We start from the raw sequence: 26904 nt of genomic DNA on the forward strand, positions 1-26904 counted from the left end.
TTGGATATCCTGTGGTGGTGGAATTTGTTGTGATAGGATGAAATCACCACTTGGTAATTGTGTAGTATCAACAGCCTGAGCTTGCAGTGGACTTAAAAATGTACTGCTAAGTAATAGAAACATACTCAGCGGTAAGCAGGACACTATAAGATTCTGAGGGTATTTATCAATCATCGCACTGGACTATTTTTGTCAGTAACTATGGGATTATACGGGGACTGCTTCAGATGTGAATCTTACTTCATCTTTTGTCGCTAAAGTTGATGTCTTGAGCAAATCTCAATTTAAAAGCTAAATCATCTGGTGATTGCAGACTTAAAAGTATTAATGAGATATCTGGTGAAATTAAATTAATTATGCGTTGCCCGAAATCCTTGGTAAGCAAAATTTATGTAGTCAAAGGCTTTCCGTACCACTACGTGGAAGCAAACTATGCGTAGTATCTCCGTGCTTTTTTTACAGTTTAAATCTGATACCAAATTTCTGATTTAGTGTGCTGCAATCAGTAGACGTCTTGCAAAAGTAACTTTTGCCTTGAAGTTGGGGAAAGGTGAAAGGTTAAAGGGTAAGGGAAAATTCCATCCTTTCCCCTTTTCCCCCAAGAGTGCAAAAGTGCTTTTTGCAAGAGGTCTACTCCATACCACTTTCCTTAAACATTCCCATCAATTTACGTTTACGAGCGTGAGTTTGCATCAAGTTTTCCCGATAGCTTAACCAGTCAGCTTTCTTCCCAGATTTCAGGTAGGCATTACGCGCCTTTTTCAACCATTCAACCGCGTAATAATAGTATTCGGCTTTACCTGCATCCATAATCTTTTCGGCACGGCGACGAGCATTAGCAATTACCCAACCAGGATTATGAGGAATAGCAGCATCCATGACTCGGTGAATTAACTCTGAACGATCGGAACTTAGTTCGCTAGCGATCGCAATTGCATCATCAATTAGCCCTTCATACAAGAATATATCCACCTTGGCTGATTCTGTTCCCCAACCATTATAAGTACGGACAATTCTCAGCAGGTCTGTTTTGACACTTTCCCAGTTTTCCCCAGCCAATTCTGCCATCTTTTGGTAATCCACAAAGCAGGGCTTCATTTGAAAAGCCGCCTTGATTGCTGATAAAGCAGCTTCACTATTACCTAATTTAATAGCTAAATCACTTGTCCAAATTGCCAATTCATACTGACAATTACCCGGTAAATTTAATCCACTCTCGGCTATATCTAGTGCTTGCTGTAATGCTCCCTGAACGCTGAGTGTTTTGGCTAGGGCAAAGGCTTCTTCCATTGAGTTCATCTGGGTTTGAGCAGCATCAATTGCTTCTTCCACCCTGCCTAAACGCCCCAACATTGTCAGATATTGCTGGGTTTGCCCTTCCGCTTCTGCTAAATACAGGTATTCTTGATAACGTTCTTGACGTTCGAGAATTTTCAGGCGAATTAATGCCAAATCATCAGCATAATCTGGTACGTCTTCTTCCCATGCTCCCCTTTCAGTAATGTTACCTTGGAGAACTTGTACCAGTGGCGGATAATCCCAACCTTGGCGTAAAGCCTCCATAACTAGACCAAAATCAGCATTCCACTCATCTTGCCAAGCTTCCAAATTTATTTGAATATCAACTTTTTCTTCTGGAGTAAGTTCGGCGATTAGAATTGCTTCACACCAAGCATTATTTAATTCGCCGACAACTTCGTCATTTTCAGCGCCGTATTCGGCAACATCATCCCAATTTTCCGCACAGGTAGAGGTAATCGCCTCCAAAATAGCGATCGCATTTTCACCTTCTCCCCGTTCGCTAAAATCTACCGCAGTTTGCACTACACTCAGCAAATCTTCGCCAATCGGGTCATCTTCGTATCCCTCCTCAAAGTAGCGCACGGTATCCTTGAGAATCTGCCGTACTTGCCGCCGAAAGGGAGCCGGATCGAGAGTATTGCGGCGTACGAATTTTATGGTTGTTTGGTTGTCAGCAGGATTCGTCATCCAACTTACATGACGGTCAATCGCCTCAATTAGGGGGGGGTATTCCGCTACCAACTCTTGCAGCAGCCTTTGAGTTTCGATATAATTCAGGCGATTTAGTAGTTCTTCCAGGGTGGGGCGCTGCTCAATATTTTCTGAGTTACGCGCACAAACGAGCATCGTCGCTACAATGTGTTTGCACCAACCTTCATAGTCGTAGGCACAGGTGCATTTTACTGAGGTTAACCCACTGCTATCGAAATTCAGGCTGACATGATAAGGTCTAGCTTCAGTGCCTACAACATCTGCCTGAAGCAGATGACCGCGTTGGATAACGGCATTAACAGCACCAGCGTTATAATATGCCTCGCCTCGCTGGAAAGATTTGGCGTTGGCATGACGGCGGATAGTAAATTCACTAATTTGGGGAATAGACATCGAGCGATCGCCTGCGTAAATCTTCTGGATCAATCCTAAATCCAGCTTAGTGTTACGCTAACGCGCTGTAAAGAAAAAGGTGTGGCGATTCTGAATGAGACTGCAATTTCTATTCATTAACTAGCTCAGAACTGGAAATAAGTTTCATTGTCCTGCAAATACTCACTTAATTTATTGTCGCTTTTCTGGGAAAACCAACCCATATAATGAAAATATCCATATTTTCGCCAGAAGTGAGTGAATCATAATTTGAGTTAGCAATACCCAAACCTGAAATCAGTGAACAGTCTAACAGTAAACAGTCAGGGTAATGTAAGGTAAGGGATTTAGAGTTCAGCGATAAAACTGATAACTGATAACTGTTAAAAGGGTTGCGCTGAGTGTCGGTCAAGTTGAGAATAAATAGGCGAAGCAGACGGGGAAACTAACGTGAGTCAAGGATATGATTACGATTTAGTAATTATCGGCGCTGGTGTAGGCGGACATGGCGCAGCCTTACACGCCGTAAGTTGTGGTTTGAAAACAGCAATTATTGAAGCTGCTGATATGGGAGGAACCTGTGTTAATCGGGGCTGTATTCCTTCTAAAGCACTGCTGGCAGCATCTGGACGCGTGCGGGAGTTACGCAATGCCCACCACCTCAAGTCACTGGGAATTCAAATTGGTAGCGTAGAATTTGATCGCCAAGCGATCGCTAATCATGCTAATAGTCTCGTCTCGAAAATTCAAGGCGACTTAACCAACAGCCTCAAACGTCTAAAAGTTGATATTATCAACGGTTGGGGAAAAATCGCTGGGGCGCAAAAAGTCTCTGTTACCGGAGACGGGGGTGAAAAAACCATCACAGCCAAAGACATTATCCTTTCGCCAGGTTCAATTCCTTTTGTTCCTCCAGGTATTGAAATAGACGGCAAAACTGTCTTTACCAGCGATCAAGGTGTCAAATTAGAGTCCTTACCAGACTGGGTAGCAATTATTGGCAGTGGTTACATCGGCTTGGAATTTTCTGATGTTTACTCAGCTTTGGGTTGTGAAATCACCTTGATTGAAGCCCTAGATAAGTTAATGCCAGGATTTGACCGCGATATTGCCAAACTTGCCGAACGAGTGCTAATTACTCCCCGCGATATTGAAACAAAAGTTGGGATATACGCCAAAAAAGTCATTCCCGGTTCACCTGTGGTAATTGAGTTAGCAGATTTCAAAACCAAAGAAGATATAGATGTCATCGAAGTAGATGCTTGCTTGGTGGCTACGGGACGCATCCCAGCGACCAAAAATCTTGGTTTAGAGTCTGTGGGTGTGGAACTCGATCGGCGGAATTTTATTCCAGTAGACGATCGCATGGCAGTACTATCAGCAGGTGAAGTCGTGCCGCATCTGTGGGCAATTGGCGATGCTAATGGGAAGATGATGTTAGCCCATGCGGCTTCTGCTCAAGGCATCATCGCGGTAGAAAATATAGTTGGGAGGGAAAGAATAGTAGACTATCGCAGCATCCCCGCAGCGGCGTTTACCCACCCAGAAGTCAGCTATGTAGGCTTAACTGAAACAGCAGCTAAAGAGTTGGGACAAACTGAAGGGTTTGAAATCGCCACAAGTAGGAGTTACTTCAAAGGAAATTCCAAAGCGTTGGCAGAAAATGAAGCCGACGGTATTGCCAAGGTGATATATCGCAAAGACACCGGAGAAGTCTTGGGTGTTCACATTTTCGGACTGCACGCCTCAGACTTAATTCATGAAGCGTCAGCTGCGATCGCCAACCGTCAATCTGTGCAAAGTCTCGCACATCTAGTTCACGCCCACCCGACACTCTCAGAAGTCCTGGACGAAGCTTATAAACGAGCCATTTAGTCATTTGTCCTCTGTCATTTGTCCTTTGTCAATAAACAAGGACAAATGACCAATGACTAATGACCAATGACTAATGACAAATGACCAATGACCAATGACTAATGACTAGTGACTAATTATGCAAATCCGTCGCCGTTCACCTAACCCAGCTATTTCCGTGTCCATGTTACGTTATCAGGCTGCCGTACCTGATGCAGCGCCAAACAATATTTTGGAAGAAATTGTCTGGCATAAAGAAGTAGAAGTTGACCAAATGCGTGAAAGGCTGCCTTTACGGGAATTGCAACATCAAGCACTCTCTGCGCCACCAACCCGTGATTTTGTTGCCGCTTTGCGTCAAGGTAAGACAAAGCCAGCATTGATTGCCGAAGTGAAAAAAGCTTCACCTAGTAAAGGCGTTTTACGAGCAGATTTTGACCCAGTAGCGATCGCCCTGTCTTATCAGCAAGGAGGTGCTAGTTGTCTTTCTGTGCTGACAGATGTCAAGTTCTTTCAAGGTAGTTTTGACAATTTAGCCAAAGTCCGGGCTGCCGTAGATTTGCCCCTACTGTGTAAAGAGTTTGTCATCTATCCTTACCAGATGTACTTAGCGCGGGTTCAGGGTGCAGATGCTATTTTGTTGATTGCAGCTATCCTGAGCGATCGAGATTTGCAATACTTCCTCAAAATTGCTAACAACCTGAAAATGGCAGTTTTGATTGAAGTCCATAGTTTGGCAGAACTTGACCGGGTGTTAGCCTTAGAAGGAGTCTCCTTAATAGGTATCAATAATCGCAATTTGGAAGATTTCTCTGTCGATCTGCAAACTACTTGCCAACTTTTGGCTGCAAGAGGTAGACAATTGCAAGAGAAAAATATCCTTGTTGTCAGCGAGTCAGGACTACACAACCCAGAAGATTTGAGTTTAGTGCTGACAGCAGGTGCATCTGCTGTACTCATTGGAGAATCTTTGGTAAAACAATCAGATCCCGGTGCTGCGATCGCTCGTATATTACCGAGGAATTTTTAAAATAAACACCCACCTGCCCTAAAAGGCGCAGGGCAACTGCACATAATAGTTAAGCAATTGGGCATACTATGCGTATACACGCAGCACTTTGCTATCAAATATCATCAATATCTTTGCCAAATCTTCATTGCTAATCAAACCAAAGCCATAAGCAACTAGTTATTTATTATGTAACAATTTATTAACAAGAAATAAACTGTAACTCATACAAAATCCCAAATATGAAATCAAAAGTTAACTTCATGGAGCAAATTCCTCTACCTTCGCCTATTCACTACGAACTTATACTTCAACTCTTAGAAAGACAAACTATGTTAGCAGTAAATGATAACCCAGATTTACGGCATCAGGTGAATCAGCTAATTATTACTCTCCGTAAAGCTGCTGTACAGCAAAAGCGACTAGAAGAAATTTGCGAGTTTTCCTCTGTAACTATCGATCACCGTTGGTCAATCAACCATCATAACGATAGCAAAGTTGTTGCCCCCGATTGAAAAAGATTGTCATCTTTATAAGATTTTAGTTCAGAGAAAGTTCATCTTGATTTAGACAAAACTGTAGATCGGTTAAAATAAAAAATTGATGAGATTCTCTCTCGAATTTGACGAAAGATGAAATACAACAGCATTGATGAACTCCTCAGAAATAATCAGGCTTGGGTTGCCGAAAAGCTAGCTCTAGATCCAACTTACTTTCAAGAATTATCTAACGGACAAACACCACCTTTTCTATACATTGGGTGTTCTGATAGTCGTCTGGCATTAACAAAATTTACCCGTACAGAACCAGGAGAGCTATTTGTACATCGTAATATTGCCAATCAAGTTTCTCTAACGGATATAAACTTTTTAGCCGTTTTAGAATACGCAATTTTACACCTGAAAGTGGAACACATTATCGTTTGTGGTCACTACGATTGCGGAGGAATTAAGGCAGCTTTAGAAGGGCGAACGATTGGAATTCTTGATAACTGGGTAAATCCAATTCGGGAACTGTATCTACAGAAACAAGAAGAAATTGATGCTTTGCCAACAAGAGAAGAACGTTTGAATCGCTTGGCAGAAATCAATGTTGTGGCGCAAGTGAAAAATATTTATCAAACTTCCATCATGCGTCAGGTACTCCATGAGCGAAAAGCGCCTATGGTTCATGGCTGGGTACTAGATATACACACTGGGTTAATCAAAGATTTAAACGTTTCAACTGTGCAATGGCAATTGCACATTTGCCCCTTGCTTTTAGAGTTTAGACTCTATGCCATGTTAACACATGAGAGTTAATTCGGTATTTTCAGCCACACCGAAGCGTGCATTATAGAGTTGATAAATCGTGTTTTTACAAATCTTATTTAGATATCGAGTTTTATTGGGCAGTGCTTACGTGTATTTAAAAAATAAAATAGTATTTTTAGAGTTTTTTGTTTATTAAAGTAATGTCAAGATCGGGTGATTACTGATAATAAAATCTAGCAATATAAGTTGGATTAAATGTCAGTGAAACTGAACATAAACAAGCATCAAATATTGACTTTTCTCTTTCAAGAGAAACTACAAACATTATAAGTATTAAGTAAACCTGATATTACAAATGAATATAGAACAGTAAATTTCCTAATATTTTTTATAGAGGCAATTCATGAATTGCCTCTATTAGAATTAGTAACACTGATATGGATACGCTTAACCTACTCCGACAAAAAATTATTTCTTCGCAATTATCCACACTGCATGAATAATTCCAGGAATGTAACCAAAAAGCGTCAAAAGTATATTAATCCAAAAGTCTATACCAAAACCTACTTGTAAAAAAACTCCCAAAGGTGGCACGAAAATGGCACACAGAATCCGAACTAAATCCATTTAAACCTCCTGTTTATCTCAGAAAAGACAGCTTGTTGGCAAACTGATTCACCACTGTTCAAGCATATTTGTACATTTCAAAGATAACATTTCCTCTCTTCATCTAGATCGCGGTTTATATACGGTAAACCGCACTCAAGATTAGCCACCGCTAATTTTGACTTTGTAACCTAGCTTGGTCAAAATCTCAAGAATTTTCTGTTTGTGTTCGCCCTGAATTTCAATTTCGTTATCTTTAAGTGTCCCGCCTGTCCCACACTGGGTTTTTAACTGCTTCACCAAATCTGCTAAGGTTTCCGGTTTGGCTTGAAAACCGCTAACGACTGTGACGGTTTTGCCTTTGCGTCCTTTGCGGGAAGCTTGTACTTTCAAGTTTTGTTGTTGTGGGGGTAGTTCTGGAATTGGTCTTTCTGTGGCGGCGGAGTTGTCGTTGCCAAATTCACGGTAGACAAAGCTTTTGTCAGAAGATTGAGAATTGGAAGAAGACATAAATGAATGTTTAAGAAAAATTTCAAAAGCAGTGGAAAGTTCTACGCAACTATTCTACTGGGATACAATTACTAGGCTAACATTATACTTCTATACATCATAACCAAACTGACGTAATACTTGAATTAATCTTTCCTTCAGTAGAAAGTAGATTGAAATGGTTAAACTGATTCCAGAAAATGGCTTGTATATATCTATAATTCAACCTAATTTTACTTAAACCATCTCAAACTCTAATTGATGACTCTTGAGAAAATCATGGGTGAAATGATCCACCATATTTGTATCAGCCAGTTCCAAATTATAAAAATCCACAGCTTCATGGTCAAAATGAGGGCCAGCGTGCCAAGTACCCTCATGTAGCTTGATAAAACAATTCCCCGGAATGCGGAAAGCAGCAATTTCTTCTAATGTTGGTTCACTCACATCATTATGAGGAGGACAAACTGCAATTAACCAATCCTTCCCTTCCAAAGAACCCAGACATTGAGTGCATTGCATATGGCGAGTAATTTTGTGGAACTTTCGTCCTATTTTCTCCAACCGCATAAGATAAAATCGTGGAATCCCGTTTTGCAGGTTTAACTGGGCATCTTCCCCATCGTAAGTTTTGCCATCAAGACTTGCAAAAATAACCTGTCCATAACGCCGAAAGTTTTCAGGAGTCACCCATTGCACTTGCAACTGTTGCACTGTCTTTGATGTGCTCATATCAAATCATTAAGAGAGATTATCTAAGTTTATTTTCGCCCATAATGACTGAATTTTACATAGTTATGATGGTGACTTCCTGAGTTTAAATGCCCTAAACTCTGAAAAAATAACCTCAGCTAGCTAGATAACTACGTACTTGTTCTTTTTGGCGCCGGAGGAGACTAAGAGCTTTTTGTTCTATTTGACGCACCCGTTCTCGACTAATACCCATGCGATCGCCAATCTGTGCTAAAGAAAGTTCATACCCATCCGTTAGACCAAAGCGCAGGGTTAATATTTCTCGCTGCTGGGGAGACAGCTTTGCCAATAAGTCTTGTAAGTCTTGGTGGAGAGATTCTTCAACGGCATAATCTTCGGGAGAAGGGCCATCATCCTCCAGTATGTCTTGCAATTCTGTATCTTGTTGTTCGCCAACTCGCGCCTCTAAAGAGAAGGGTTGACGAGCTAAGTACAAACACTCTCGAACTTGGCTAGGTGTCAAAGATAAGGCAGTGGCAATTTCAGCAGTAGTAGGAACGCGACCTAAGTGTTGAGATAATTCTCGCTGTACCCGTTTAATTTTGTTCAGTTTCTCAAAGACGTGGATAGGTAAACGAATTGTACGTCCTTGTTGAGCGATCGCCCGTGTAATTCCTTGACGAATCCACCAGTAAGCGTAGGTAGAAAACTTATAACCAAGGGCGGGATCGAATTTATCTACCCCTCGCTCTAAACCTAAAGTACCTTCTTGAATTAAATCCATAAATTCCAGATTACGGTGCTGGTATTTCTTTGCCACAGCTACCACTAACCGGAGATTAGCCTGAATCATTTTCTGCTTGGCCTGGTGTCCTAAATTTAGCTGTTGCTCTAGCACCTCCACACTTAACTCCACCCGATCTGCCCATTCTTGTAGCGTGGGTTCGTGGTTTAATTTGACAGCCAATTCTTCCTTAGCAGCTAATAAATTCATCATCTGCTGCACTTGTTGGGCAAAAATAACCTCTTGTTCGCGAGTCAACAAATCTACACGCCCGATCTCTTGCAGATAACTACGCACAATATCATCTGTAGATCGAGGCTTTTTATCTGCGGTTAAACTTTTTTTCTTCGTTTTTTGAACTTCGGTATGTGGAGATGTTAAGTTGCTCATGGTTATTTGCTCCTCTGTAACCTCATCAATTTATTGGTATCAAGTCTAGATATTCAGACCCACAGCCATTTCACACTGCTAATCATAGATATCTTGCAAAAGTACTTAACACCCCATCCTTTAATTTCCTTCCCACTTTTGGGGAAGGTAGACAAAGCTACGCTTTGGCGAGGTGGGTTTATTAGTTTGTAATTTATGCAAAAGGTCTAATCAATTTGCAACACTGATGAATTCTGGTCTATGATACATTACAAGTTAATTGTTGGAGATAATAAACCCAAAATCAACCTACCCCTTAATAATAACATCATCACCGATCACAAATCAAATACCTAAAGTATCATTAGCATATCCTTTGAAGTGATTACATTCCTCTCTCATTGATTTTTGCATATTTTAAAATACAATTAATAATTAAATTTAGTCTAGTTATCCAATGCGTTTACTGTAAAAGTAAAAAATCCTGAGCCACGATTCTATTTTCTAAGAGATAAATTATTAATACCAACTTTTAAAATATCACAAAAACTTTATTTCTTTAATTTTTCATAGTCTACTTATCAATCAATGTAATCTCATTAAATAAAAATTTATTAAGTATAAAATATCCATTTCTTAACTAGTTTTTTTTGTAATACAATCTAAGCATATCAAGCCAGATATATAGTGGGCGATCGCTAAACATGAAAGAACTTCTCCTGCTTCCCTCTTTAATAACCGCTTTCTTTAAGAATCTGGTCAAATACTTTAGTAATGAGGCATCTGGTGAAATTAATTATGCGGTATCCAGAACACTTGCACAGACTAGCACTGCTACATCTGTACATTCATTCTTACTCATATCTCTTTCCTGGGATTTAGGACGATCGAGAAGACGCAGATATCTGTGACAATTGCACTTATGTTATAATTTAACGCAGACATCTGTACTGGATGCGGTATAATCAACTTGATTACTTCTAGAGAAATTTTATGGACTAAAAGTGCTAACAGTGGTAACACTAACATCAAGGATGATACTTGGCAAGACAGTAACACCCGCGATCGCCCTAATTAATATCCTCTTGAAGCGAAAAGATTTTTGTGTAAGGGTATCTAGTTGATTGTTATGCAGCATAGCTTAAACAACAACATTCCCACTTTTTGGAGAAGTCGGAAATAGTCTAAAACTCCTAATGAAGGAATATCTTACAGCTTTCTCGCTTACTAGTTTCAACTTTTAGTTGCACAAAAGCACAGTTATGTATTTACATAGATGGTTGGCTGATTGCAAATATTTTTAGGAAAATGGTATGATATTAAAGTTTTAATCTAACTCTTCAACTATGACTTTAGTAGATATAGGCTAAGAAAAGCATTCACCTCATTGGCACATAACCCAACATTAACTATTTTTCCTGCAATTCTGAGAATATCTAATCCTTTACCATTATTGCGGTGGTCTGGATCGAGTATAGATACATATATTTCATGTATCCGACAATCTTTAGCGATCGCTAAAGCACATGCAGGTGTGCGTCCATGAAAAGAACAAGGTTCAAGAGTTACATACATTTTCAACGAGTTGAAAGCTTTGCCTTGAATCTGTTTAAGTGCGTCAGCTTCAGCATGGTGTTTTCCTGGTGCTTGCGTGTATCCTTGAGCTACGATCTCTTGGCCATCTACGATGGCACAGCCTACTGGTGGGTTCGGCAAACATTCCGGCAAAGCTTTTCTACTTTGAGCTAAAGCAGCCAGCATAAATATTTCATCCATATTTGAGCTTAAATTATCTAGATAAATCACATTACCAAGAATTAGCTATTTTTTGTTAAAAAAGTTCCCATATCAAAATTTAGTAACTGTCACACTAATACCAGAATCCAGTTTCGGAACCTTGAGATATTCAATTGGTTCAGTACTTGGAGTCTTGATTGGCTCCTGACATTGCTTAAAAAAAGCGCTTGGGTTATTGATGAACTCAAGCGGGTTAATTTTTTGGCATCCTCGCTCCTGCATTAGCGAAATTGATTCAGCAGTTTGTTTTGAATTATTAGTCTGTCCGAGAAAATTACTCCATGTAGTATTAATCGTAGCTGGTTCTGTCAATAAAACTCCAGCGCGATCGCGATCGCCTATTGTTATGGAAACATTTTCTTGATTAGCATAGGCACTCTGACTGAAAGTGAGTGCGCTAATCACAACGGCTAAGATAATAGAAGAGGATTTCATCATTCAATCTCTCAACATTTAATGTCAGTTTAATAATTACAATTGCCTAGATACAAAAACCAAGAAATAGCAGCCTAGCTTGAGTACCTTAGATTAACACAGGTAATAATAAATATAGGGAAATTTTATTAAAAATATAGTAAAATCTGACGGAAGTTTGCCTACGTTGAACAAGTTGTTTGAGCTATTTGTCTGCTTAATTGAGATAGTAGCTGGATTTTTGCTATTTTGTACTAGTCTGATGTAAACTAATTTTTTGCTCTAACCACGCTGTTATTTGATACTCCTTTGCTAGGCTACGTTAAATCTAAGCTGAAGCCAATTTACTTACTAGCCGTCTATATTTCATGCGTGTTACCATACAGGTACATTTATATTAAAAAATGTAATGTGTTTTTACATAAAGGCAAATTAAACTGATTGCGAACCTTTATAGGTTCAAGACTCAAATCATGCAATTTTATGATTGCTAGTCCTGTATTATTCCCAAAATTGACTATTATTTAGAGCAAGAATTAATTGTTAATTAAAGTTTTGAACTAGCTTATGTAAAGATTCATCCAGTCTTTATAAGTATGTGTTTTCACTGTCCAAAGTCTATCTCTGAAGTGCTTCCATTGTTTATAGAATGGCACAATCGCTCTATTCCTTACCCTGAACGAATTAACTCCTCTTGTCTTTTCAAAATCAGAAAACCGAGACTGAATATATTAGTATATTGTATAAATTTTTTGTAAAGATATAAAAATCAATGTTCTTACATAATATGATAGTGATTGTTAGCTTACTAATCAATACTTGTATTAGTAGTAAGACAAAACGAAATTAACCAAAATTAAGCCCTAAAAATGTAAAGTAACTAAATCAAGGATAAAATTGTGATTTATCCTGTTTTTGCTCTCACTATAATATCAATTTAAGTTAAAATTGCGGCTTACAAAAGTATATAGTTTACTTCAGATATTGAAGAAATCAGCAGCAATGTATTAACTAAGAATTAACGCAAATATTAATATCGCAAACTAGACTTCATTAGCACTGTAGTCAAAATTTTGAGAACAATTTTCTGTAAATAAATAGTCTTTTTATAAAAGTTTAGATATATTATGACGATGGAATCTTTACCAAGTTTTGAAGAAGTAAATATTCAGAAATACTTAGAAGTTATTCGACGGCGTTGGCTACCTCTAGTTGGAATTTTCACTATATCTGTTAGCCTTGGATGCTTGTATGCATTTTCACTAAAACCTTCATACAAGGCAGAAGGAAGTTTGATGATTAAAACAAATCGCTCTTCTTCACTCACAGGCTTACCAGATGACATAGGACGCCTAGAAGCTTTAAATGTGAACGACAATCCCCTGGAAACTCAGGTGAGAGTTATTGGATCGAATCCAGTAATTGAGAAAACGATTAATTCCCTCAATCTTAAAGATAGCCAAGGCAAACTGCTCTCGATTCCCGATTTGGCAAAACAACTAAAAATAGAAGGAATTAAAGGCACTGATGTTGTACAACTTTCTTATAAAGGTGGCGATCCAGAACTAGCTGCCAAAATCGTTAATGAAGTTATTGACAGTTATATCGATCTAAATATCAAGGCTAATCAGAATGAAGCGCGAACAGCCAAACAGGTTCTTGTAACGGAAGTACCTAAAGCTGAGGAAGTTGTCAGAAGAGCCGAATCAAAACTGCGGCTATTTAAAGAAACGAATAAAGTTGTTGTTTTGGAACAAGAAGCAGCCGCAGCAGTCGATACCATTTCTAAGTTAGGAAACCAAATTTCTCAAGCTTTAGCTCAACTAGATGATGTGAAGGGTCGTCTAGAACAGTTAAGCAGTGAAGCTCAGATAGATTCACGGCAAGGTGTAATCGAATCTGAATTGAGTCAAGCACCTGGAGTTCAGAAAGTGCTAGCCCAACTTCAAGAAACAGAAAGCCAACTTGCACTAGAGCGTACCCGTTTTTCACCTGAACACCCTACAATTACTAACTTAGAAGAAAAAGTCTTAGCTCTTAAGAACTTGTTAAAAGAGCGGACAGGACAAGTAGCTGGTGGAGCACAGATAACACAGGGAAGTTTACAGGTTGGACAACTGCGGCAAAGCCTAATTGCAGATATTACTCGTGCTCAGGCAGAACGTGTTGGTCTGGAGAGACAAATTGTCACACTCAAACAACAGCAAAATGCCTATATCAAACGAGCAAATAATTTGCCAAGGCTAGAACAAAGTCAACGAGAGCTAGAACGGAAACTGCAAGCAGCTCAAACGACTTACGAAACACTCTTAAAGAAACGCCAAGAGATTGATATTGCACAGAATCAAAAGATTCCTAATGCTCGTGTTATTTCCTATGCTTTAACCCCTGATAAAGCAGAAGGGCCTCGGAAAATGCTGTTTATTATTGGTGGAGCAGGAGTTGGTTTTTTCTTAGGTATCATTGTCGCCTTTACTTTAGATTTGATAGACCGCTCAGTGAAGACCGTCAAAGAAGCCAAAGAAGTCTTGAGATACAGTGTTTTGGGAGTGATTCCTACACAAGGTAGAAATGGTAAAGATCATTCTTCTATACCAGGACTGGATAGAGCCATTCCCAAAGTTATTGGCAGAGATATTCCTTACTTCCCTGTTGGTAATGCATATCAAATACTACAAGTGAACTTGAAGTTCCTCTGTTCTGATAAACCGCTCAAAAGCATTGTAATTACAAGTTCCGTTGCCAAAGAAGGAAAGTCTGACGTATCTGCAAATTTAGCTGTGACTATGGCTCAGGCGGGGCGTAGGGTGTTATTGGTGGATGCAGATATGCGTCATCCCATACAGCATCATATCTGGGGGCTAACAAATACAATGGGATTAAGTAATGTACTAATTAATCAAGCTTCTTTAGATACAGTTGTTCAGGAAGTCATGCCTAATCTGGAAGTTCTTACTTCTGGAGTTTTGCCTCCCAATCCAGTGGCAATGCTAGATTCTCAACGTATGGCAACATTAATTAGTAACTTTGGGAGAGATTACGATCTTGTAATTTTTGATACTCCTCCATTGTCAGGAATAGCAGATGCTGCTGTTTTAAGCACTTTGACTGACGGTATCTTATTAGTCGTTCGTCCTGGAGTGGTTGACTTGAACAGTGCAAATGCAGCTAAAGAGTTTTTAACTCAGTCAGGTCAGAAGGTATTAGGAATAGTCATCAATGGTGTGAATAATAAAAATGAACCTAATAATTATTTTTATGACACTAAAAAACGACAAATTGAACAAGATTTGGTATTTTCTAGCAGCTTAACTAAATTTCGCCAAGAGCGTTAAGTTTTTTTATAAATTGTGAAAGCTAGCATCACTACAACTATCTCAATCTAATTTTTTGACTATAGTAATAATGGATAAAACTAAAATTAAAACTTCTTGTTTAATTAATAATTACAATTATGCTGAATTTTTATTTGAGGCAATTGATAGCGCTTTAAATCAGACAGTCAAATTTGATGAAATTATCATTGTTGATGATGCATCTACAGATAATTCTGTGGAAATTATCAACAAATTTACTCAAGTAGCTAATGTTAAGGCTATTTTTAAAGAACAAAATCAAGGACAATTATCATCTTTTAATGAAGGTTTTTTAGCTGCTACTGGTGACATTCTATTTTTTTTAGATGCCGATGATATTTATGAACCTCAATATTTAGAAAACGCCCTAAATTTTTACAATAGACGCAGTGAATGTGATTTTGTATTTTGTGCGTATAAAAAATTTGGAGCAGTAGAAGGCATATTTCAAGACGATCTAGTTGATTTAGATTTGGGTTATTCAGTAATTAAAACTTTATATAATGGTGAATGGATTGGTTCTATAACTTCAACATTATCAATACGTAGAGAAATAGTCAGAAAATTTTTACCTATTCCAAATTTAGAAGATTGGCGTGTAAGGGCTGATGACTGTTTGGTATGGGGAGCTTCTTTGGTGGGGGCTAAAAAGTTTTATATGTCTAAACCTTTAGTAAAGTATAGAATACATGATAATAATAAATATCATAATAATACTTTTTTAAAGGTAGACAAAAACTATGAATACAAAAGATTCTGGAAACGTAATTCACTGTTTAATTACATTATGCAAAAAAACAATTTTAGCTCTCCATTATTTTTAGCTTTTACATCTATCAATGAGTTCCAAACAATACCATGCCCAAAATATAAAGATTTTGTTATTTACTTGAAAATAATATTTTTATTTGAGCATAGTTTGTATTGGAAAATCAAAGGCATTGTTTTCTTATTTAGCTATTTCTTTAAAATTTTGATCGATGGTAAATTAAAAACCTTGTAGGTGATAATAATGTGAGTTTTGGAATAAATAAACTTTATTTTGTATATGAGAATATTATAAATTTACATAAGCGAGATTGATAGGTATAAAAAACATCATATGATTAATTTATAAAAATAATGTTAAGCAAATTAAAAATTAAAAACTTATCGAAATTTAAATCTCGTTCTGGACTGCGTGCAATTATTGCTAATACAGGTTGGTTATTTGCTGATCGCATTCTACGTATGGGTGCAAGCTTAGTTGTAGGAGTATGGGTAGCACGTTATTTAGGAGTGCAACAGTATGGTCTATTTAACTATGCTTTAGCTTTTGTTGCCTTATTTAGCCCAATTTTTACTCTCGGACTAGACGATGTAGTAGTTCGCCATCTTGTTCGTCAATCATCAAATAAAGAGGAAATTTTAGGAACTACTTTTTGGCTAAAATTTTTGGGTGGAATTGCTTCTGTTTTATTGGCAGTTAGCACGATGTTTTTCTTAGGTGAGCATGAAACACTAAAGATATGGCTAGTGGCAATTTTAGGAATAGCAGGAGTTTTTAGGGCATCTGATACTATTGAACTGTGGTTTCAATCACGGATACAGTCGAAATACAGTGTAATAGCTAAAAACACAGCATTTCTACTAAATACTGTCATTAAAATCGCACTAATTTTAACAAAAGCACCATTGCTAGCTTTTGCTTTGGTAACATTAGCAGAATTTGCAATGAGTGCAATTGGTTTACTGATTGTTTACCAAGTCAAAGGATCTTCTTTGTGGTTATGGCGTTGGAGCATTGCGGTGGCCAAAACTCTTTTGAAAGAGAGTTTACCTCTAATTTTTTCGGGGTTCGCCATCATGATTTTTATGAGAATAGATCAGGTGATGTTAGGTCAAATGATCGGAGATAGTGAGGTTGGAGTTTATTCTGCTGCTGTGCGTATTTCTGAAATTTGGTATTTTATTCCAGGGGCTATTGTTTCTTCTGTTGCTCCGGCAATTTATGCAGCAAAAGAAAAATCAGAAAGTCTTTACTATCAGCGAATAGGACAATTATTCAGTCTAATGACATGTATATCTTTAGCAATTGCTCTTCCAATGTCCTTTTTATCTGACAAGATAATTATAGTGATGTTTGGAAGTGGATATGCAGATGCAGGAGCAATATTAGCAGTTCATATTTGGACTTCTTTGTTTGTATTTATGGGTCTTGCAACATCACCTTGGTTTATTGCTGAAGGTTTGAACCACGTTTCTTTAGGTAAAACTTTATTTGGAGCAATACTAAACATTATTCTCAATTTATTACTTATTCCTAAATATGCAGGACTTGGAGCTGCGATCGCAACAATAATATCTCAAGCTGCTGCTGCTTTTATATGCAACGCATTTGATTCCAGAACACAAAAACTTTTTAAGATTCAGGTGCGATCGCTTATTCATTTTTACAAATACTGATCGTTATTATTTAACTTTTATATGATGCAAACACCAGTAACTTTTATTATTTTTAAACGCCCCCAAATAACAGAAAAAGTTTTTGAAGCCATTCGCCAAGTAAAACCAACAAAACTTTTTGTAATTGCAGATGGGCCCCGCACTGACCGCGAAGGTGAGGCAGAAAAATGTGAAGCGACTAGGGCAATTATTGAGAAAGTTGATTGGGATTGTGAAGTAATAAAAAATTACTCTGATATTAACTTAGGTTGTGCAAAACGGGTATCAAGTGGTTTAGATTGGGTCTTTAATAATGTTGAAGAAACAATTATTTTAGAAGATGATTGTATCCCTCACCCAACTTTTTTTAGGTTTAGCGAGGAACTGCTGGAAAAATATAGAAATGATACCAGAATCGCCACAATTTCTGCTCAAAATCTTCAACTTGGACAAAAACGTACAAATTATAGTTACTATTTTTCTCGCTACAACCACTGCTGGGGTTGGGCAAGTTGGAGACGTGCTTGGCAACATTATGATTTGACTATCAAACTCTGGAAAGAGGTGCAAGCAGAAAACCTTTTACATGACATTCTTATAGATCAAAAAACGGTAAATTCTTGGCAACGAATATTTCAATCTGTTTATGACAATCCTACAGGTATAACCTGGGATTACCAATGGACGTTTGCTTGTTGGATGCAGGGAAGCTTAAGTATTATTCCCAATGTCAATTTAATCTCTAACGTTGGTGTTGGTGCAGACGCAACTCATTTCAATTCAAATCAAGAATTTTCTTTTATCAATATGCCCATGCAGGCGATGGAATTTGCCTTAAAGCATCCACCATTTATTGTCAGGAATGTAGAAGCAGATAAATTTATACAAAAAACAGTTTATAAAGCAAATGTATTAGATATTCTTAAAGAAGAAGTAAAGAAAAGATTGAATTATTCAACGATAAAAAATAGAGCAATTAAATTTCAGAAATGAAAATAAAACTAACAGAAAAAATATTAACTATTTTGCTACTACTAATTTCTGTAGGGGCATTAACAATACACCCTGCACAAGAAGTTTCAATGTCTACACTTGGAGGTGATAAGCTAGATACCTTGTTCAATATAGTTTCATATTTAATCCTATTTTATTTCCTAATTTTATACTGGAAAGGTTTTATTTATGTAATTATTAGAAGTCCACTACAGTTTTCATTACTAGCAATAGTTATATTTTCTCTTTTATGGTCAGAAGACCTAAGTTCTAGTCTCACTTATTTAAGAGGTCTAATCCGAATATATTTTCTTGCCATCTATTTAGCAATGCGTTATCCCCTTAAGGAACAAATTAAGCTGATAGCTTGGGCACTTGGGGTAGCTGCATCATTATCTATGCTATTTTCTGCATTCGTACCAGGTTATATTCACGAATCACCTGAGTTACTAGGTATGTGGAGTGGAATTTATGGTCATAAAAATGAATTAGGTTACATGATGGCTTGGAGTGCAGGAGTTTTTTTGCACCTGGCTCTTAGTGGTCATCGATATCGTTGGTTGATGTGGGCATTATGTGGGATATCTATATGTCTAATTATCCTTTCACGTTCAACAACATCTTTAACGATTTTATTGACAATGATATTACTTTTACCTGTCTATAGATCCCTGAAGAAAACTAATTATAAGTTACAAGTTATTACGATCACTTCAACTTTGATGTTGCTGATGATTTCTTCAATATTACTTCTCAATAATGCCGAAACTGTAGTTGGTACTTCTGGTAAAGACCTTACCTTCAATGGACGCTCTGATCTCTGGGAGCTAGTAATTTCTAAGATTTTGGAGAGACCTTGGTTAGGTTATGGATTTTCGGGATTTTGGACTAGTAATGCTGCATCCAAATTAAGAGCTACTTACGATTGGGCAAGTAACGCCCATAATGGTTTTTTAGAATTATTATTAGAATTGGGATTCTTAGGGTTTTTGACTTTTGCAGCAGGGTTTGTCCGGTTTTTCGTAATGGCACTGACTCGAATTATTTCTATCGCTAAAAAGCCAGAAGATTATTGGCCAATGCAGATGCTAATTATCATTGTCATAGTGAATTTTTCAGAAGCCAGATTATTAACTCCTAGCTGGAATTGGTTAATGTATATCACCACATCATTATCTTTGACTATTGAATCTCAACGAAATTATAAAAAGATTTTATTCAATTAGTTTTTATGACAATCAGAAATAGTTTTAGTGAATATTAAGTTAATAAAAATGAAAATTTTACATATTAGTACCCATGATATTAGTGGCGGTGCAGCTAGGGCTGCATATCGTTTACACACAGGTTTACAAAATATAGGACTACAGTCACAAATGTTAGTACAGGAAAAATCTAGTAATGATAAAACAATAGTTGCACCTAAAATTAGACTGTTTCAAGGCATCGCTAAGGCAAAGCTGACAGTTGAAAGTTTGCCATTAAAGCTTTATCGTCAAAAGAAAAATACCCCATTTTTTACTCAATGGTTGCCAGATAGAGTTATTCCTAAAGTTGCTCAGATTAATCCAGATATAATCAATCTGCATTGGATTAGCGGAGGTTTTATGCAAATAGAAACCTTTGCTAAACTGAAGCGCCCTTTAGTTTGGACTCTCCATGATATGTGGGGGTTTACTGGAGGATGTCACGTTACTGGAGAATGCGATCGCTACAAAGTATCCTGCGGGGCTTGTCCTCAACTCAACAGTGGTAATGAATGGGATTTATCCCGTTGGGTATGGCAACGCAAAGCAAAAGCTTGGAAAAATTTAAATTTAACCCTGGTTTCACCAAGTTCTTGGCTAGCAGAGTGCGCTTGTTCCAGTTCTTTATTCCAGAATTTGCGAATTGAGGTAATTCCTCACGGATTAGATACTCAAAAATATCGACCGATTAATCAATATTTTGCCCGCGAAGCACTCAATCTACCTCAAAATAAAAAGCTGATACTATTTGGAGCTATAGAAGCGACAAGCGATAAAAATAAAGGATTTCATTTGTTGCAACCAGCTTTACAAGAATTGAGTAAATCTGGCTGGAAAGATGACTTGGAAGTTGTGATTTTTGGAGCATCTCAACCCGAAAATCCACCTGAATTAGGCTTCAAAACCCACTATTTGGGACACTTACACGATGCTATATCTTTAGCAACTGTTTACTCAGCTGCTGATGTAATGCTTGTACCATCTCTTCAAGAATCTTTTGGACAGACAGCTTCAGAATCATTCGCTTGTGGTACTCCAGTTGTGGCGTTTAATTCTACTGGCTTAAAAGATATTGTCGATCATCAGCAGAACGGCTATTTGGCTAAACCTTATGAAGTTGAGGATTTTGCCAAAGGAATTACCTGGGTTCTTGAAAATGAACAGAGATTGCAAAAACTTTCATTTTATGCACGTGAGAAAGCCGAGCAAAAATTTACCCTGGAACTTCAAGCACGTCGTTATTCAGCCTTGTTTCAGGAAATATTGATGATAGCAAAGAAATCTTCATTGAGTAATTAATTTATTAAATCAATACTTCATACTATGTCAATACCTATAGCTTTTATAATTTGTACAGAACCTGGTCGTTTAGAAGGTCAATCTTTGATGCTTGCAGAAAGTATTCGTAAGTTCTGCGGCGAATTGAAAAATACACCTATATATAGTTTCCATCCTAGAGTAGGTGAACCGATTTTAAAGCAAACCCAACAAGCCTTTGAAGCATTGCAGGTGACTCATCAACAAATCCCGATAAATCGAGAATTCCATGAATATTATTTAGCTAATAAACCCCTAGTTTGTGCCTATGCAGAAGAAAATATCGATGCAGAAATATTGGTTTTTTTAGACAGTGACAAATGCTTTTTTTCTGAACCAAAAGAATTTTTATTGTCCGTAGATTGTAATGTGCGGATGCGTCCTGAGTATGGACAAGGAATTGGTTCTACAGGTTTGCAAGATCCTCAAGAATGGTATTGGCAAAAACTATATGAAGTACTGGGAGTAAAGCGTGAGGTATTTGTTGACACACCCATTGGTAATAAAAGAATCAGAGCCTACTGGAATTCTGGTTTGATTGCTGTAAGAAAAAGTGCGGGTATATTTAGAACTTGGAAAGAGAACTTTGAAAAAGTAATGCGCTTGGATATTACTCCTCCCCAGGGTATTTATTTTGTTGAGCAGTCTGTTTTGTCTGTAACTTTATGTGCCTTGGAAGAAAACGTTGAACATCTTCCCCCTAATTATAGTTATCCATTACCTTTACATAACCGTTTATCAAAAGAACTACAAATTAAACATTGGGATGATATTGTATCCATTCATTATTTCAACTTATTTTTTTATAACGATTGGCATGGACAAATAAAAAATTTGAAAAACTTTAATGTCAATTCAAAGAAATATCAATGGTTATCTGAAGAGGTTGTCAGACTTAATATGCCTCGTGTATCAGTTTGGCATAGATATTTGTTGGGAATCAGAAGAATGGAACAAAAACTAAAAAGCTTTAACTTAGATATTAATTTCAGTGGATGGATAGAAAACAGGGTGAAATTTTAAACTGACATCACGATATATGAAAGTTAAAATTTTGATAATTGAGATTATGAATAAAATCCATCCAAAACGTATCTAAATTTATTATTTAGATTAACTCTTTTTGTACATATTATTATCAGGAAAATGAGATGAAGAAAGCGAATATAGCTGTAATTATGACATGTTATAACAGACGGAATACAACTCTTGCCTGTCTAAATGCTTTATATCAGCAAAAAAATTGTTGTGATGTTTATTTAACCGATGATGGGAGTTCTGATGGGACTACAGAGGCTGTTAAAGCAGAATATCCAGAAGTACAAATTCTTCAAGGTAATGGCAATTTATTTTGGGTGGGAGGAATGCATCTAGCTTTTAGTGAGGCAATCAAATATCAATACGATTATTATCTGTGGTTGAATGATGACACATTTTTGGAAGCCAATGCTGTGAGTAAACTATTACAGGTTCATCAAAATTTGACAGAACTTGGTTATCGAGACTCAATTGTAGTTGGTTCAACTAAAGACTCAATTACAGGAAAAGCAACCTATGGAGGAGCGGTAAAATCTAAAAAGTGGTATTCTAACAAATTTGAATTTTTAGAACCAAGCTCCGTTATCCAACAATGCGATGCTATGTATGGTAACTGCGTGCTAATTCCTAAAAGTGTTGCTGCCAAAGTTGGTAATATTGATACAGCTTTTGTTCATAGTTTAGGAGATTTAGATTATGCTCTAAGAGCGCGTAAATTGGGTTGTAAAATATGGGTAGCTCCTGGGTATATTGGTACTTGCACTAAAAATTCTATCCGCAATAGTTGGGCAGATACCAATTTAAATCTCTTAGAACGCTTGAAAAAAGTACTACAAATCAAAGCTTTTCCATTGAAATCATGGACTATATTTTGTAGCAGACACTCTGGGCCATTCTGGATATTGTACTGGTTCTTACCCTATATTAGAGCAATTATTGGTTACAAAAATTTAGCAACTTCTCCGACATTTTCTGAGGATATTAATCAAAGTAACTCAGAAGCTTAATAATTGCACGATAGTTATTGATGGATGCTATTTAGAGAAATTATAACTATCTTAATCATTTGAGAAATGTAATTTAAAATTATAAAACAATCAACAATTATTTTATGGGTAAACGCTTACTGATTGTTTCAACCCTCGATTCTAGTCAGCCATTTGGTGCATTTACTAGACCTTTTTATCTAGGACAATATCTTACTAAGGATTTTGATGTTTTTCAGCTAGGTTTAGATTGTTCATCTGTTAATTATGCACCTTCTTTTTCTACTGGATCGAGAAGCTTGAAGTCATATATTCAATCCATAGAAAAGTGCATCGACGAGTTTTGTCCAGACATTGTGTATGCTCAAGAAACACTACCTGGATTGGCTGCTTTAATTTCACTAAAGCTTAGAAAACACAGTAGCTCCTCTCTTGTCTTAGATTTTCATACATTTTCGCCTTATGAATACTGGATGCGCTTGTTTTCAGTTGCCAATCCTTTCAAAGAGTTTGCACAATGTATTAAGACATATATTGCTCAGGGAATTTTAATATTTTCTGGTAGTCCAATTATTGCAGCAGGTGAATCAATTCCTAAACTAATTTCCCAATGGTATGGAAAAACTCCACAACAAATTTATTCTATCGGGAATGGAGTTACTGAAGACTTACTCAATACTGAAGTTTTTCCAGATAAAGACCCCTATCAGGCATTCAGACCAGCTAAAATAGTCGTTATCATTGCTCCCAAAACATTTCAATTTCCAACTAATGATATGTCTGTATCAATGGCTATTGAGGTTGCTAAATACCTTGAAAATTATCAGGAAAAAGTACATTTTGTTGTCATTGGTAGGGATAGTAGCGATATTTCAGAACCAATACCCTCTAATATTTCTTTTTTAGGCTTTTTACCTAAAAGGGAAGATTTTATCGCCCATTTGAAATATGCAGATATTGCTTTATTGCCATTTTCAAAACAAGCAGTAGCAGGTGGCGCTCGCAATAAAGCACTAGATTATTTCGCTAGTAGAAAATTAGTTGTATCAACGCCAGAAGGTTTGCGAGGTTTAGAAGAATTTCGCCACTTGGAACATCTGTTAGTAACAGGATACTCTAGCGAAGAAGTCGCTAACACAATACTGGATGCTGTTTCAAATATTGATAAATATCAATCACTTGTAGATACAGCATATAGTTTAATTACCGAAAAGTATTCGTGGAATGCAAAAGCACAAAATATCGCAGACATCCTTCTAAGGATAAGTGCTTTTTAGTTATATTCAAAAAATAATTTTTAACTAAAAAACTGAGATATTTCAATATTTAAGTACTTTTGTATTGAAATATTCCTGATTGATTTTACAATACTTACCTTGACTTTGAGATAACATCTCATATTTATCAAAAGAAAAATAAGATATGAAAAAGCGATTTTCTTATAAAATTATTGGTGCTCAAGTAGATGCACTGTCTATCCTTGACTTAAATTCATTGATTAAAGAATCTATTGATCGAGATGAAAAATGGATTATTGCTAATCACAACTTACATAGTCTTTATCTCTTCCATAACGATCTAAAAATGCAAGCTTTTTATTCCAAGGCAGAATATACCCATATTGATAGTATGCCTTTGGTGTTTATTGGAAAGCTATTGGGTTTTCCAATTAAACGCGAACAAAGAGTAACCTATGCTGACTGGGTATGTCCTCTAATGGCAGAAGCTGCTACTAAAGGCTGGCGTGTATTCTATTTAGGTTCAAAGCCAGGAGTTGCTGAAACAGCAGCAAATATTTTATGCCAGAAATTTCCTGGTTTACAGATTGCTTGCGCTCATGGCTATATTGATATAGATAAAGATAGTCAAGAAAATCTCGCCACTGTAGCTGCAATTAATGCTTACAAACCTCATATATTAATGGTGGGAATGGGTATGCCACGCCAAGAGTATTGGATTTACGAAAATCTTGAACATCTTCATACCAATACTATTTTGACTAGTGGAGCCTGTATGGACTATATAGCAGGAGCAATACCTACTCCTCCTCGCTGGATGGGAAAGGTGGGATTAGAATGGTTGTATCGCTTGTTGTCTGAACCGAAAAGACTTTGGAGACGTTACTTACTAGAGCCTTGGTTTGTTGGCACATTATTTTTACGAGAAATTTGGAGTATCTCAAGTAAACGAAAAAAAAATAACCTCCTGGTATTTATAAGTACGAAATTTCAAAAGTTCGTAGCTTGATCGAGTCTCTTAGACTCTTACCAGTAGGTCGCTCAATTTGTCACGAATTTATGAAATGTTGTACTAAGGTTTAATGATTAATTAGTCAGGAAGCCTTATTCAACTTTCATAATCGTGAATAACTAAAAATATTTGCATTTATTTTGTTTAGAATAATACTTAAAAATCCTATAGCAGTTCCCGGCATAATGAGGTACATTTTCAAAGCTACTAAGCTTGGTAAACAAGATTTGGGTGTACCTCAGTTGCTGAGGAAATACTATGTTTATGCCTAAGTGGAGTATTAAGTTGATTCCTGAAAAGCCTGGGCTATAGCATCGCGAGCTGGTTTAGATTGCAGGTTCTCATCGAAGGGAAGCGGACGCAGAAATTTCCAGAGACTTGGATTGTTTCTAAAGGTTTTTCTTGGCATCCATTCAGGGTGACGTATCCAGGTATGACGGTCGGTAAGTCCCCATGTAATCACAGTATCGACTTGATTCTCAAAGCACAGGTCAAGATATCGCTTGTAACTATCGGCTACCATTTGGTCTAGGCTTTTGATACTATCGGGTAGCGGGGTATCAATGATAATATCTAATTCTGTAATTATTGGTTTCACTTCAAGATCGTTAAGCCGTTTTAAGACCGAATTAAGTCCTTTCTCGTCAAAAGGATATGCAGTAGAAAACCATAGATGTGATTGGAGACCTGCCCCATCAATTTTTACGCCACTATTCTTCAGATATTCGACCATTTTTAAGAAACGATCTGATTTCCATGTAGCGCCTTCGATGCCGAAATCGTTTAGGTAAAATTTCTTGCTGTTATCAACTGAAGCGGCAATTAAAAATAAGTCTCGAATCAATTCTGGTTTTACCCCTTTACGCAAACCGATTGTTGCATTATCAGTTTCATTTTCACTATCAGCAATAATTTCATTGGCAATATCCCATGACTTTAAAACGGGACTATTGCGATAATGCCCCATGACTCCTTTGACATGGCGTTCGATCATCTTAAGTGTAGGAGGGTATGTTGCCCAGTCTGGTCTTCCCATATGCCAGAAAAGAGTATGCCCGTGCAATTCTATCTTATGTTTTTGGCAGAAATTAGCGATCGCATCTGCTGATTCAAAGGTAAATTGTCCTGGCTGTGGTTCAGTGGCGTCCCATTTTAATTCACCATTCGGTGTCACAATCGAACATTCACGAGCCATGAGGTCCGCGTAATCCTTATCTTTGAGCAAAAATTCACTAGAAATTGCTGCACCATAACGCTTTCCTTTGGCGGCAGCTAATTGCCGAAGGGGAGAATTTAAATTTTTACTTGTATAATCTGCTGCAATAGCATTCGTGTTTTGGTCTTGTTTTTGGTTATCCTTTTGTAAAAACCCCATAGTTAATAAGGCAGAAAGGGTTGTGTATCCTGCTCTCCTTAAAAAATTTCTCCGATAAGTCATAAATTACACTTAATAAAAAATCCATTAATTATTATTTTACCGTATAAAAATATATTGATTCTTATTTGACCATTCTACCTCCAGAATTTACGGAGTTTTTCCAAATCAAATCATAGTTTCATACTTAAGTGGCAAAGATGAAAATTGAGAAATATTACATCTAGGGCAAAACTAGATTAAACTATAACGCATGTTCGATTTA

The 26904-nt window shown here is 37.1% G+C and carries 22 protein-coding genes; 14 read left to right on the forward strand and 8 right to left on the reverse strand.

All coding sequences use genetic code 11. The features are described 5' to 3' along the window. Positions 1 to 630 precede the first annotated feature (630 nt). On the reverse strand, positions 631 to 2406 hold the full coding sequence (locus tag RM049_RS01735) for an SWIM zinc finger family protein (protein WP_322703049.1): 1776 nt from the start codon (positions 2404 to 2406) through the stop codon (positions 631 to 633). A gap of 429 nt (positions 2407 to 2835) precedes the next feature. Here RM049_RS01735 and lpdA point away from each other — a divergent pair, with 429 nt between their 5' ends. The 4 genes from lpdA to RM049_RS01755 all read left to right on the forward strand — a co-directional run bounded on the left by lpdA (position 2836) and on the right by RM049_RS01755 (position 6549). After that, complete coding sequence (gene lpdA / locus RM049_RS01740) at positions 2836 to 4260, forward strand: dihydrolipoyl dehydrogenase (protein ID WP_322702946.1); 1425 nt, start codon at positions 2836 to 2838, stop codon at positions 4258 to 4260. A gap of 118 nt (positions 4261 to 4378) precedes the next feature. Then, positions 4379 to 5269, forward strand: coding sequence for an indole-3-glycerol phosphate synthase TrpC (trpC, locus tag RM049_RS01745; protein ID WP_322702947.1), 891 nt, complete (start codon positions 4379 to 4381; stop codon positions 5267 to 5269). 242 nt (positions 5270 to 5511) lie between these two features. Then, the gene (locus RM049_RS01750) at positions 5512 to 5763 is read left to right on the forward strand and encodes a DUF5340 domain-containing protein (protein ID WP_069072137.1); all 252 of its coding nucleotides are present in this window, start codon (positions 5512 to 5514) and stop codon (positions 5761 to 5763) included. Positions 5764 to 5880: 117 nt separating this feature from the next. Further along, on the forward strand, positions 5881 to 6549 hold the full coding sequence (locus RM049_RS01755; RefSeq protein WP_322672108.1) for a carbonic anhydrase: 669 nt from the start codon (positions 5881 to 5883) through the stop codon (positions 6547 to 6549). A 420-nt stretch (positions 6550 to 6969) separates the two neighbouring features. On the opposite strand, the gene RM049_RS01760 is transcribed toward RM049_RS01755, so the two are convergent. From RM049_RS01760 to RM049_RS01785, 6 genes are all read right to left on the reverse strand, one after another. Then, complete coding sequence (locus tag RM049_RS01760; protein WP_322672109.1) at positions 6970 to 7128, reverse strand: YqaE/Pmp3 family membrane protein; 159 nt, start codon at positions 7126 to 7128, stop codon at positions 6970 to 6972. A gap of 141 nt (positions 7129 to 7269) precedes the next feature. Beyond that, on the reverse strand, positions 7270 to 7617 hold the full coding sequence (locus RM049_RS01765; protein ID WP_322672110.1) for a translation initiation factor: 348 nt from the start codon (positions 7615 to 7617) through the stop codon (positions 7270 to 7272). A gap of 216 nt (positions 7618 to 7833) precedes the next feature. Next, positions 7834 to 8328, reverse strand: a complete 495-nt coding sequence (locus tag RM049_RS01770; protein ID WP_322672111.1) for an ureidoglycolate lyase — start codon at positions 8326 to 8328, stop codon at positions 7834 to 7836. 115 nt (positions 8329 to 8443) lie between these two features. After that, positions 8444 to 9463 (reverse strand): RpoD/SigA family RNA polymerase sigma factor, encoded by a 1020-nt coding sequence (locus tag RM049_RS01775; protein ID WP_322672112.1) that lies wholly within the window; start codon positions 9461 to 9463, stop codon positions 8444 to 8446. Positions 9464 to 10786: 1323 nt separating this feature from the next. Beyond that, a complete protein-coding gene (locus RM049_RS01780) occupies positions 10787 to 11218 on the reverse strand; it encodes a bifunctional diaminohydroxyphosphoribosylaminopyrimidine deaminase/5-amino-6-(5-phosphoribosylamino)uracil reductase RibD (RefSeq protein ID WP_322702948.1) in 432 nt (143 codons plus the stop codon). Between the two features lie 72 nt (positions 11219 to 11290). Further along, positions 11291 to 11677, reverse strand: coding sequence for a hypothetical protein (locus tag RM049_RS01785; RefSeq protein ID WP_322702949.1), 387 nt, complete (start codon positions 11675 to 11677; stop codon positions 11291 to 11293). Positions 11678 to 12780: 1103 nt separating this feature from the next. Between RM049_RS01785 and RM049_RS01790 the strand changes: the two genes are divergently transcribed. From RM049_RS01790 to RM049_RS01835, 10 genes are all read left to right on the forward strand, one after another. Next, complete coding sequence (locus RM049_RS01790; RefSeq protein WP_322672116.1) at positions 12781 to 14988, forward strand: polysaccharide biosynthesis tyrosine autokinase; 2208 nt, start codon at positions 12781 to 12783, stop codon at positions 14986 to 14988. Between the two features lie 70 nt (positions 14989 to 15058). Next, entirely contained in the window at positions 15059 to 16012 is a 954-nt protein-coding gene (locus RM049_RS01795) for a glycosyltransferase family 2 protein (protein WP_322702950.1), read from the forward strand. A 119-nt stretch (positions 16013 to 16131) separates the two neighbouring features. Further along, positions 16132 to 17454 carry a flippase gene (locus RM049_RS01800; RefSeq protein WP_322702951.1) on the forward strand — a complete coding sequence of 441 codons (1323 nt, stop codon included), beginning with the start codon at positions 16132 to 16134 and terminating at the stop codon, positions 17452 to 17454. 24 nt (positions 17455 to 17478) lie between these two features. Next, positions 17479 to 18426, forward strand: a complete 948-nt coding sequence (locus RM049_RS01805) for a glycosyltransferase family 2 protein (protein ID WP_322689580.1) — start codon at positions 17479 to 17481, stop codon at positions 18424 to 18426. Next, positions 18423 to 19652 carry an O-antigen ligase family protein gene (locus tag RM049_RS01810; RefSeq protein WP_322702952.1) on the forward strand — a complete coding sequence of 410 codons (1230 nt, stop codon included), beginning with the start codon at positions 18423 to 18425 and terminating at the stop codon, positions 19650 to 19652. The genes RM049_RS01805 and RM049_RS01810 overlap by 4 nt, the downstream gene beginning before the upstream one ends. A 48-nt stretch (positions 19653 to 19700) precedes the next feature. Next, on the forward strand, positions 19701 to 20972 hold the full coding sequence (locus RM049_RS01815) for a glycosyltransferase family 4 protein (protein WP_322702953.1): 1272 nt from the start codon (positions 19701 to 19703) through the stop codon (positions 20970 to 20972). A gap of 24 nt (positions 20973 to 20996) precedes the next feature. After that, positions 20997 to 22013, forward strand: a complete 1017-nt coding sequence (locus RM049_RS01820) for a hypothetical protein (protein WP_322702954.1) — start codon at positions 20997 to 20999, stop codon at positions 22011 to 22013. 128 nt (positions 22014 to 22141) lie between these two features. Beyond that, on the forward strand, positions 22142 to 23035 hold the full coding sequence (locus RM049_RS01825) for a glycosyltransferase family 2 protein (RefSeq protein WP_322702955.1): 894 nt from the start codon (positions 22142 to 22144) through the stop codon (positions 23033 to 23035). Between the two features lie 104 nt (positions 23036 to 23139). Beyond that, a complete protein-coding gene (locus tag RM049_RS01830) occupies positions 23140 to 24291 on the forward strand; it encodes a glycosyltransferase family 4 protein (protein WP_322702956.1) in 1152 nt (383 codons plus the stop codon). A gap of 145 nt (positions 24292 to 24436) precedes the next feature. Beyond that, positions 24437 to 25261 carry a WecB/TagA/CpsF family glycosyltransferase gene (locus tag RM049_RS01835; protein WP_322689543.1) on the forward strand — a complete coding sequence of 275 codons (825 nt, stop codon included), beginning with the start codon at positions 24437 to 24439 and terminating at the stop codon, positions 25259 to 25261. A 283-nt stretch (positions 25262 to 25544) separates the two neighbouring features. On the opposite strand, the gene RM049_RS01840 is transcribed toward RM049_RS01835, so the two are convergent. Then, complete coding sequence (locus RM049_RS01840) at positions 25545 to 26702, reverse strand: endo-1,4-beta-xylanase (protein WP_322672125.1); 1158 nt, start codon at positions 26700 to 26702, stop codon at positions 25545 to 25547. Positions 26703 to 26904: the final 202 nt, after the last annotated feature.

Source organism: Nostoc sp. DedQUE04 (genome assembly GCF_034530995.1).
Classification (GTDB): Bacteria; Cyanobacteriota; Cyanobacteriia; order Cyanobacteriales; family Nostocaceae; genus Nostoc.